The following is a 9,891-nucleotide window of genomic DNA, read 5'->3' on the forward strand; positions in this document are numbered from 1 at the left end:
TGCCTTCGCCGACCGTGCTGGTGAAAAGGCGCCGGCGAACGCGTTCTGCCGCCAATGCAGAGCTGGCGGAGAGAGAGCTACTCTTTATTGATCCTTATGTTTAAACGATCGGTCAAACACCGTACGCGGGTAATATGCAAGAGCGGTTTTATCCGGCTGGCGCCGAGTTTTTTCATTATTCGCGACTTGTAATGATTGGCGGTTTTATTTCTGATATTCATGGCATTGCTGATGTCGGCCAGCGATTTTCCCGTCGACCATTCCGAGAGAAAATGCGATTCGCGCTGAGAGAGTTGCGGCGGCTCGGTATAGTGGCTGTAGCGCTTATATAAGTCGCCGATCAGGTGGCTGAAGCGGCTCAATGATATAAGGTTTGATAATATAATGGTCTTGCTGTCGACAATCACCATGTCATGCAGGCAGTCGGTGATAATGACTATTTTGTAGGTATTGGGGTTGGCATATTCATCGCGGTAGCGCGCTTCAAAATTGGCGATGGTGACATCGATAAAGCAGACTCTTTTGCGGCTAAAACCGGCCGGCGCGCGTTTCTCCGCCCAGGTTTGATTGATGAGCTGCCGGATGCCGATAGCGGTATAGGCACACTCGCTGAAAATATCAATTTTCATTTTATTATAATCCCTTAATTTCTATTTCCCGGTGAGGATTGATATCTTAAAACATAAAAAAAGAAACAATCTAAATAATTTCACATTGAACTTATTGGGCGCCTCAGGGAAAGAACGCTATCCTGCGGTGGACAATCAGGAAAGCCCCATATACTAGCATGATTTATAAAGAGTAAATTTGGTTTTTAATCGAGCTGCCCAGTGAAGAAAGAGGAATAGAATAGAAATCCTCTATTAATACTCCGGTTATTAAAAGGAATTAACATAGAAAATGGCTATCAAAATAAAATATTCGATCGTTAATATCGATCGTTTTTGTGGGGGAGGGAATGTTAATGAATTAATAATTAAGATATTTCTTGCTTTTTAGCGAGGGGTGTTGCTTATTTTTAGCGCAGTTCAAAGAGTGTGCTGGGACAATCTCATGGCGCGCGCCAAATTAATGGCAAAGATAAATCTTAATCAAAAAAATGCGATGTTTTAAGCTGCGTGCGTTGTGCAAGTGGGGAGGATTTATACGGGGGAACGGCATGAAAGAATGCCGGATCGAAATTTCCGATAAGATCACGTCGGAAATAGCGTCTTGTCTTGTGGACGGATTGGATCGCGTTAACGATGAATATATCGGCTACGACAATCGTCGGCCGTGGTGAAAGATCCTGATAGCGGCAGCAATTCTGCGGGGCATCTGCCGCCCTATTTTTATCAGCCGAACGTTGTAATGCGCGATTAACGCACGTAGCCCCCCAGTTGCAAACGCCGCAGAGCATCCCCCTCTGCGAACACCATGCCGGTGGTCAAATCGTGAAAACCGTACTTTTCATAGAAAGCCAGTTTTTCCGGCACCGAATAGATGAAAACCTTGCCGAGCGGCGCCAGATCTTGCATTACCCGGTCCATCAACCGGCGCCCCAATCCCTGCCCCTGAAAGCGCGGATCGATCGCCACGTCGGCCAGGTAAGCGACCGAAGTCAAATCGCTGATGGCATGCGCGGTGGCGATCAGCTCATCGCCGATAAACCCCCAATAGCAAAACTGGCTGTGTTGATAAACGCGTTGCAGCGTATGCGGATCGCGTTCGCCCAGCCCGGCGGCCTGCAGCAATTCACACAGCCGCCGCCAGTCGATGGCGCGGCGGTTCATATCGGTGATGATTTCCATCGTTTTCCTCTAATCAATATGATTGAGATCGGCGGCATAGTGCCGAATGGCGCGCTGATAGCCGCGGATGTCGGGGTCTGACGAGGTTTCCGCCAGCAACAACAACAGATCGGCCACGGCCCGTTTACCTTCACCCAGGTTGTACAGCGTCATGGCACGAAACAGCATCAGCTCGTTGGCCTGCGGGAACTCAGCCAGGCCATCGTCGAAAGCGCGCAGCGAAGCCGGGTATTTCCCGAGGGCGCGGTAAGTGCTGCCGAGGCCCAGCCAGGCTTCACGGCGCTGGGCGGGCGGCAAATCGCGATCCAACGCCGCGAGGTAGCAGGGAATCGCCTGTCGCTCCAAACCCTGAACGTCGTACAGGCAGGCCAGCTGAAAATGCAGCATCGCCGCTTCCGGCTCTGCCGCCAGTTGCCGCAACGCCAGCGCAGTGGCTTCCTGATAATGACCTTGCGCTTTCAACTGTGAGACAGACAAAGAGGTGGACATGATCGGCGCTCCATTGGCGTATTGTTATACCTTTTACACGCTATCGTGGAGAAATTGATATCACAAGGGAATAGCCGCACTGAACATTGATCAGATAAATACGAAAATGTGCGCTAACCCCGGTTTCCGGGCCCGGCATCGTTCCCGTTTCCCTTCACATGGTCAAAAAATAGGCGTAGAATCCGCTTCGTCAAATGATTGAGGTTGTAAAGTATTATGGTTGATCGTGAATTAGGAAACTGGAAAGACTTCATTGATGAGATGTTGGGCAACTGACACAGCGATGAAGCCGATGGCAAGGTTGAGTCATTGGAAAATTACTGAAACACCGTGGGAACGAGATATTCGTTCGAAAAAGCAGCATCGGTCATCCGACGCTGCTTTTTTTATGCGCCGCCGATCACTCTTCGGCGGGCGGTGTGGCGGCAGGATGCGCTTTACCGGGGAAGCGGCGGCGAACCAGCACGAAGAACAGCGGCACGAAGAAGATCGCCAGCAGGGTGGCGGAGATCATGCCGCCCATCACCCCTGTGCCGACCGCATGCTGGCTGCCGGAACCGGCGCCGCTGCTGGTGGCCATCGGCAGCACGCCGAAGATGAACGCCAGCGAGGTCATCAGGATCGGCCGCAGGCGCATGCGCGACGCGTCGAGCGTCGCCGACATCAGATCCTGCCCCTTCTGGTTCAGCTCATTGGCGAACTCGACGATCAGAATGGCGTTTTTCGCCGACAGCCCAATGATGGTCAGCAGGCCGACCTGGAAATAAACGTCGTTCTCCAGGCCGCGCAGCCAGGTGGCGGCGACCGCGCCGATCACCCCCAGCGGCACCACCAGCATCACCGAGAACGGAATTGACCAGCTTTCGTACAACGCCGCCAGACACAGGAACACCACCAGCAGCGAGATGGCGTACAGCGCCGGCGCCTGCGAGCCGGACAGCCGTTCCTGATAGGACATCGCCGTCCATTCCAGACCGAAGCCGGCCGGCAGCTGGCTGACCAGTTTCTCCATTTCCGCCATGGCGGTGCCGGTGCTGACGCCGTTGGCCGCTTCGCCGACGATCTCCAGCGCCGAGCTGCCGTTATAGCGTTCCAGCCGTGGCGAACCATACTCCCAGTGCGAGCTGGCGAAGGCCGAGAACGGCACCATGCCGCCCGTGCTGTTGCGCACATACCATTTGTTGATGTCATCCGGCAGCATGCGGAACGGCGCCGCAGCCTGCACGTAGACTTTTTTCACCCGGCCGCGATCGACGAAGTCATTGACGTAGGTCGAGCCCCAGGCGGTAGAGAGCGTGCTGTTGATGTCGTCGATCGACACGCCCAGCGCCTGAGCCTTGCGTTGATCGATATCGATTTGCAACTGCGGGCTGTCGTCCAGGCCGTTGTGGCGCACGCGCGACAGCAGCGGATTTTGCCCGGCGAGCTGCAGCAATTGATCGCGCGCCGCCATCAGCTTGGCGTGGCCGAGGCCGGCGTGGTCTTCCAACTCCATATCGAAGCCGGAGGAGTTGCCGAGGCCGGTGATCGCCGGCGGACTGCTGGCGATCACCCGGGCTTCGTTAATCTTGCTGAATGCCTGAGTCGCGCGATCGATGATGTCGAATGAGCTGTTGGCGCCCGAGGCGCGCAGGTCCCAGTCTTTCAGCCGGACAAACAGGCGCGCCACGTTTTGGCCGTTGCCCCCCGGCCCGGAGCCGATGATGGCGAACACCGACAACACGTCCTGTTTCTCTTCGGTGAGGAAGTACTGCTCGACCTTCTCCACCACTTTGGACGTTTGCTGCAGGGTCGATCCCGCCGGCAGCTGCACCTGTACGGTGAAGATGCCGCGGTCTTCCTGCGGCAGGAACGAGGTCGGCAGCTTGATGAACAGCAGCGCCATGCCGCCGAGCAGCAGCAGATAAATCACCATATAGCGGCCGCTGGCGTGCAGGATGCGCCCCACGCCGCGCTCATAGCGATCGGCATTGCGGTTGAACATGCGGTTGAACCAGCCGAAGAAGCCGCGCTTGCCGTGATGATGCCCCTTGGCGATCGGTTTAAGCAGCGTCGCGCACAGGGCCGGGGTCAGGATCATCGCCACCAGCACCGACAGCACCATGGCGGAGACGATGGTGATGGAGAACTGGCGATAGATGGCCCCGGTGGTGCCGCCGAAGAACGCCATCGGCACGAACACCGCCGACAGCACAAGAGCGATGCCGACCAGCGCGCTCTGGATCTGCCCCATGGATTTGCGCGTGGCCTCTCGCGGCGGCAAGCCTTCCTCGCTCATCACGCGCTCGACGTTCTCCACTACCACGATAGCGTCGTCCACCAGCAGGCCGATCGCCAGCACCATGGCGAACATGGTGAGGGTGTTGATGCTGAAGCCGCAGGCGGAGAGGATGGCGAAAGTGCCCATCAGCACCACCGGCACGGCGATGGTGGGGATCAGGGTAGCGCGGAAGTTCTGCAGGAACAGGTACATGACCAGGAACACCAGCAGGATGGCCTCCAGCAGCGTTTTCACCACGTCCTTGATCGAGGCTTTGACGAACGGGGTGGTTTCATAGGCTACTTTGGCTTCCAGCCCGTGCGGGAAGTATTGCGACAGCTCGGCGATTTTGTCCTTCACCAACTGGTCGGTCTGCAGTTCGTTGGCGCCGGAAGCCAGCTTGATGTTCATGCCGGCGGCCTGCATGCCGTTATAGCGGCTGAGGTAGTTGTAGTTCTCGCCGCCCAACTCAACGGTGGCGACGTTGCCCAGCGTCACCAGCGAACCGTCCTGATTGACCCGCAGGGTGATCTGGCGGAACTGCTCCGGCGTCTGGAGCTGCGACTGGGCGTTGATGGTGGCGTTCAGCGCCTGTTTATCGACCGACGGCGTGCCGCCCAACTGGCCGACCGCCACCTGGGCGTTCTGCGACTGAATGGCTTTGACCACGTCCTGGGTCGTGAGCTGATAGCTGTTGAGCTTGTTGGGATCGAGCCAGATGCGCATGGCGTACTGCGAGCCGTAGACGTCCATGCTGCCGACGCCGTTGATGCGGCTGAGCGGATCCTGCAGGTTGGAGACGATGTAATCGGCGATGTCCTGCTTGTCCATGCTGTTGTCGGTGGAGACGAACGCCACCATCATCAGCGTGGTATCGCCGGATTTCGAGACCGTGACCCCCTGATTCTGCACCGCCTGCGGCAGACGTTTGATCGCCGCCTGCAGCTGGTTTTGCACCTGCTGCATCGCTTCGTTGGGGTCGGTGCCGGCTTCGAACGTCAGCGTGACGGTCGCCTGGCCGGTATTGGTGCTCTGCGACGACATATACATCATGTTGTCGAGGCCGGTCATATTCTGTTCAATGATCTGCGTGACGGTGTTTTCCAGCGTTTGCGCCGAAGCGCCTGGATAAGTTGCGCTGATGCGCACGTTCGGCGGCGCCAAATTCGGGTATTGTTCTACCGGTAAAGAAAAAATCGCCAACGCTCCGGTCAGGCAAAGAATTATTGCCAGCACCCAGGCGAAAATCGGGCGATCAATAAAAAAATTGGCCATGCAGCGCGAACCTCGTTATGACTTGTTCTATCTTTAAAACGCATCAGAATTATGCATTTCAGCGGCAGGGAGGGATCCCGGCGCTATTGCACTGTACTCGGGAAAGCCGAGGAAAGCGTGGAGAAAAAAAGGAGATAGTGTAAATAACGGTAGCGTAAAACGGCGTTGGCGCTTGTTTGCCGACAACGAGACGCGATTAAGACATTTTTATGACTGTCGAAGGCCTTGCGTGCCTTTTTCGCGCGCAGGGAACCGGAAATAAACAGGACTCACCTTACAGCAGGAGCTTGGCATGGGAATTAACCCGGTATTTGCCCGTCGGCTTTATTTGTGCTGGCTGATCAGTCACAGTGAGCGGCCCAATGTGCCGCGGTTGATGGCGTTGACCGGTTGGCCGCGCCGCACGTTGCAGGATGTGCTGAAGGCGCTGCCCGGCATGGGCGTCGAGCTGCAGTTCGTGCAGCAGGGCGTGCGCAACAACGACGGTTTCTATCAGCTGGAAAGCTGGGGGCCGTTCAACAAGAGCTGGGTGCACCAGCACCATCAGGCGCTGCTCAGCGCCATCGAGTAAGCTGCCCCGGCGCAGTTGCCGGGGCTGACGTTCATTGGCTTTTATGCTCCAGGTACATCACCGTCGCCGCCACGCGAGAACGCACGTCCAATTTGCGCAGTATGTTGCGGATGTGCACCTTCACGGTTTCTTCAGAGATATGCAGCTGCGCCGCTACCTGTTTGTTGGACAGGCCGCGCGCCACCTCTTGCAAGACATCCAGCTCACGTTCGGTCAAGGCGGCAAAGGGATCGCGCTGCTCACTGCGCGCCAGCAAATAGTCGGCCATGGCGTCGCTGATCACGTTCTGCCCCTCGGCGGCGGCGCCGATGTGCTCCAGCAGCAGTTCCGGCTCGCTGTCTTTCAGCAGGTAGCCGTCGGCGCCGGCGTCGATCAGCGCATACAGATCGCTGCGCGCGTCGGAGACCGTCAGCACGATGATGCGCGCGTCCACGCCTTCGTCGCGCAGGGCCCGCAGCGTGTCCAGCCCGGACATGCCCTTCATGTTCAGATCCAACAAGATCACGTCCGGGGCGTGCTGCAGCGCCAGCGCAACCGCCTCGCTGCCGTTGCCGGCCTCCGCCACCACGCTAAATCGCGCATCCAGTCCCAGCAGTTGTTTGATGCCGCGCCGCATCAACGGATGATCGTCAACGATCATGACTCGGTATTGCTTCATCACCATGAAATATGCTCCCTGTAGCAAGTAAAGCCACTCAAACGCGCCCTGCGGCGTGCTTCACAGTGGGACTGTCTCTTCAAAAATAGCGGCAATCAGCGCCGTAAACCTCCCCGGACGGCCTTCCGCCCGGCGGCAACCGTAACGCAGAATGAACAGCCGCAAGGTCAGGGCGAGAATGTCAGGCAAACCGCCGTGCCGCCGCCGCTTCTGCGCTGAATGTGCAGCGTTCCTCCCAATCGCGCCGCGCGTTCGCTCATGATGGTCAAACCATAATGCCCTTCCGGTTCCTCCAGACTGGCGATGCCGCAACCGTCGTCGGTAATGCTGAAAACGTTGTCGCCTGCGGCGTTGACCTCGCAACACACCGTAATCTCGTTCGCCCCGGCGTGCTTGACGGCATTGAGCACCGCCTCGCGCACGATCTGCAGTGCGTGCACCTGCTGCTGGGCGTTGAGCGCCTGCGAAGACAGCCGACAGTGTAACTGAATCCGCGCGGGGGTTAGCGCTTTTAATGGCTGCAACAGCTGCTCCAGCGCGGCGTTCAGATCCGCCTCCTGAATGTTGAGGCGGAAGGTGGCCAGCAGCTCTCTCAGTTGGCGATAGGCATCGGCCAGCGTGCGATCGAAATCGTCGATAATGGTCTGCGCCGCCGGATCGGCGGCGCTGCGCCGCAGCAGCGTCAGCTGGATGCGCAGGAACGACAGCGTCTGCGCCAGCGAATCGTGCAGCTCGCGGGCGATGGTCGCACGCTCTTCCATCAACAGCAGATATTGGTGCTGCTTTTGTGCCCGGTTGAAGTAAACGCCGCGGCCCAACATATTGGCCAGGCTCTGCATCAGGTGAGGATGCGGCGGGTGTGCCTCGGGCTGCCAGCGCAACTCGCCCAGCGGCTTGTCGCCCTGGGTGATCGGCAGCGCGTTCCAGGCCTGCGTCGGCGCCGCTTCCCCTTCGCTCAGCCGCCACTGGCCCTGGCCGTCCGCTACGTTCAGCTGGATGCAGCGCAGCCGTTCGCTTTGGCGCACGATGCGCAGCACATTTTCGAACGCCTGCTGATCGAGCTGGCGCACGCTCAGCGCCTGCGAGCAGCGATACAGCACCTCAAGCGTTTCATTGGCCTGCTGCAGACGTTGGGTTTTTTCCTGTACCTTCAGCTCCAGCGACTGATAGAGCCGGGCCAGTTCGTCCGACATGGCGCTGAAGGTTTGCGACAGCACGCCGAGCTCGTTCGGCAACGTCACGTCCAACTGTGGGTGGTGAAAATCCCCTTGTTGCACGCGCTGGCTGGCGTCGACCAGATGCTGCAGTGGGGTGACCACCTGGCGGCGCATAAAACGAATGCAAAACAGCACCAGACCGATGATGGCGGCGTAACCCAGCACGCTGACGGCGGCCACCAGGGTCAGTTTCAGTTCGGAATAGCGCTGCAGGGCGGACACGAAATGGTCAACGCGATTGACATGGCCGGCGACCTCCGCCCGATAGGCGATCGCCTGCCCGTTGCGGATCTGCCGCTCCATCGTTTGCCACGCCTGTTGCAGCGCCAGGTAATGGTTGCGCACCTCGGCCGGTACGTAGAAGCGCGCCAGTTTTTGCAGCGCCGGCGCCTGCAATGACTGCCGGTATTGCTGCAGGTGCAGCTCCAGTTCTGGGCTCTGTTGGTCGAGATCGAAGGCCAACCGGTAGCTTTGCATGCGCAGCGAACCGGCGATATTGATCGCTTCGGCATCACTCTGGCTGCCGGCGACGGTGGTCAACGCCAACCCGGTGGCGAGCACCGACAGTATCACGATGCCGAACAGCGCTTTGGCCAGGCTGCCGGTCACGGAACGTTTAACAAGCAATCAAGGATCCTTCTCTCAGGTAGGGCGCGTCGCCAGTTTCATTCGAAAGCAAAACTATAACTTTTGCAACTAAAATGCACCGCGATTTGTATCAAGTTGTCAACAAAACGGGAACAATTGTGGTTGTGTAATCAAATGAATAGCGAAACACCCGTCGATTTTCAGCGGCGGGCCGGTTTCCTCTGACGATTTGTCTTTGGGGGGCGAATCGCACTGGGTTTTATGCAATCTCATGCGCCTGAGCGCGACTTATTTTTCATTATTTTAAGCAATGTTAAGTCCCGGCTTGTCCGGCGGGGCGCGGTGTGATTTTTGTTGCAAATCGTCTGCCGCGGCGCGGCCTAATCGCGGTATGATCTTCACGTTGTCACGCAAGGGAAAAGGGTTATGTCGTCGAAAATTGAGAATGTGAAGAAAGAGCTGCTGTCGGACAACTGGTATGTGCTGCACAAGTACACGTTCGATCTGAAACGCAAAAACGGCGGTTCGGTGCAACAGGTGCGCGAGGTCTACGATCGCGGCAACGGCGCCACCATTTTGCTGTATAACCGCGCCAAGGGCACGGTGGTGCTGACCAACCAGTTCCGCATGCCGACCTACGTCAACGGCAACGAGAGCGGCATGCTGCTCGAGGCCTGCGCCGGCTTGCTGGACGCCGACTCTCCGGAGCAGTGCGCGCGCCGCGAAGCGGTGGAGGAGACCGGTTTTCAGGTCAGCGAGGTGAAGAAAATCTTCGAAGCCTACATGTCGCCGGGCGGCGTGACCGAGATCGTGCACTTCTTTATCGCCGAATACCATGACGATGAGCGGCGCGCGGCCGGCGGCGGCATTGAAGATGAAGATATTGAGGTGATCGAACTGCCGTTTCGCGACGCGGTGGCGATGATCGCCGATGGCCGGATTAAAGACGGCAAAACCATCATGCTACTGCAGTATTTGCAGATTCATCGGGTGATGGAATAAAAAAAGCCGGTCATGATGACCGGCTTTTTTATCGGCTTGCG

The 9,891-nt window shown here is 57.6% G+C and carries 9 protein-coding genes; 3 read left to right on the forward strand and 6 right to left on the reverse strand.

All coding sequences use genetic code 11. From position 1 onward, the window contains the following. Positions 1 to 77: 77 nt before the first annotated feature. From ACUTQY_RS21600 to ACUTQY_RS21610, 3 genes are all read right to left on the reverse strand, one after another. Entirely contained in the window at positions 78 to 629 is a 552-nt protein-coding gene (locus ACUTQY_RS21600) for a LuxR C-terminal-related transcriptional regulator (protein ID WP_033643996.1), read from the reverse strand. A gap of 729 nt (positions 630 to 1,358) precedes the next feature. After that, positions 1,359 to 1,790 (reverse strand): GNAT family N-acetyltransferase, encoded by a 432-nt coding sequence (locus ACUTQY_RS21605; RefSeq protein ID WP_042785169.1) that lies wholly within the window; start codon positions 1,788 to 1,790, stop codon positions 1,359 to 1,361. Positions 1,791 to 1,799: 9 nt separating this feature from the next. Continuing rightward, a complete protein-coding gene (locus ACUTQY_RS21610; protein WP_033643994.1) occupies positions 1,800 to 2,279 on the reverse strand; it encodes a tetratricopeptide repeat protein in 480 nt (159 codons plus the stop codon). A gap of 216 nt (positions 2,280 to 2,495) precedes the next feature. Here ACUTQY_RS21610 and ypfM point away from each other — a divergent pair, with 216 nt between their 5' ends. Next, on the forward strand, positions 2,496 to 2,555 hold the full coding sequence (gene ypfM / locus ACUTQY_RS21615; RefSeq protein ID WP_100396732.1) for a protein YpfM: 60 nt from the start codon (positions 2,496 to 2,498) through the stop codon (positions 2,553 to 2,555). Positions 2,556 to 2,679: 124 nt separating this feature from the next. Here ypfM and acrD read toward each other — a convergent pair whose 3' ends face one another. After that, a complete protein-coding gene (gene acrD, locus ACUTQY_RS21620) occupies positions 2,680 to 5,814 on the reverse strand; it encodes a multidrug efflux RND transporter permease AcrD (RefSeq protein WP_046687604.1) in 3,135 nt (1,044 codons plus the stop codon). A 292-nt stretch (positions 5,815 to 6,106) separates the two neighbouring features. Between acrD and ACUTQY_RS21625 the strand changes: the two genes are divergently transcribed. Further along, complete coding sequence (locus ACUTQY_RS21625; protein WP_004941750.1) at positions 6,107 to 6,385, forward strand: winged helix-turn-helix domain-containing protein; 279 nt, start codon at positions 6,107 to 6,109, stop codon at positions 6,383 to 6,385. A gap of 31 nt (positions 6,386 to 6,416) precedes the next feature. Here ACUTQY_RS21625 and ACUTQY_RS21630 read toward each other — a convergent pair whose 3' ends face one another. Next, positions 6,417 to 7,049, reverse strand: a complete 633-nt coding sequence (locus tag ACUTQY_RS21630) for a response regulator (protein WP_033643992.1) — start codon at positions 7,047 to 7,049, stop codon at positions 6,417 to 6,419. A gap of 161 nt (positions 7,050 to 7,210) precedes the next feature. Continuing rightward, complete coding sequence (gene narQ, locus ACUTQY_RS21635; protein ID WP_046687603.1) at positions 7,211 to 8,887, reverse strand: nitrate/nitrite two-component system sensor histidine kinase NarQ; 1,677 nt, start codon at positions 8,885 to 8,887, stop codon at positions 7,211 to 7,213. A gap of 387 nt (positions 8,888 to 9,274) precedes the next feature. On the opposite strand from narQ, the gene nudK reads away from it, so the two are divergent. Beyond that, positions 9,275 to 9,850: a GDP-mannose pyrophosphatase NudK gene (gene nudK, locus ACUTQY_RS21640; RefSeq protein ID WP_033643990.1), complete on the forward strand. Its 576-nt coding sequence runs from the start codon at positions 9,275 to 9,277 to the stop codon at positions 9,848 to 9,850. Positions 9,851 to 9,891: the final 41 nt, after the last annotated feature.

Source organism: Serratia sp. TSA_130.1 (assembly GCF_052691795.1).

What these genes read in the sequence shown, in the direction of transcription:
- nudK (WP_033643990.1), top strand. Translation starts at nt 9,275, where the DNA reads ATGTCGTCGAAAATTGAGAATGTGAAGAAAGAGCTGCTGTCGGACAAC.
- ACUTQY_RS21630 (WP_033643992.1), bottom strand. Translation starts at nt 7,049, where the DNA reads ATGGTGATGAAGCAATACCGAGTCATGATCGTTGACGATCATCCGTTG.
- ACUTQY_RS21605 (WP_042785169.1), bottom strand. Translation starts at nt 1,790, where the DNA reads ATGGAAATCATCACCGATATGAACCGCCGCGCCATCGACTGGCGGCGG.
- ACUTQY_RS21600 (WP_033643996.1), bottom strand. Translation starts at nt 629, where the DNA reads ATGAAAATTGATATTTTCAGCGAGTGTGCCTATACCGCTATCGGCATC.
- ACUTQY_RS21610 (WP_033643994.1), bottom strand. Translation starts at nt 2,279, where the DNA reads ATGTCCACCTCTTTGTCTGTCTCACAGTTGAAAGCGCAAGGTCATTAT.
- acrD (WP_046687604.1), bottom strand. Translation starts at nt 5,814, where the DNA reads ATGGCCAATTTTTTTATTGATCGCCCGATTTTCGCCTGGGTGCTGGCA.
- ACUTQY_RS21625 (WP_004941750.1), top strand. Translation starts at nt 6,107, where the DNA reads ATGGGAATTAACCCGGTATTTGCCCGTCGGCTTTATTTGTGCTGGCTG.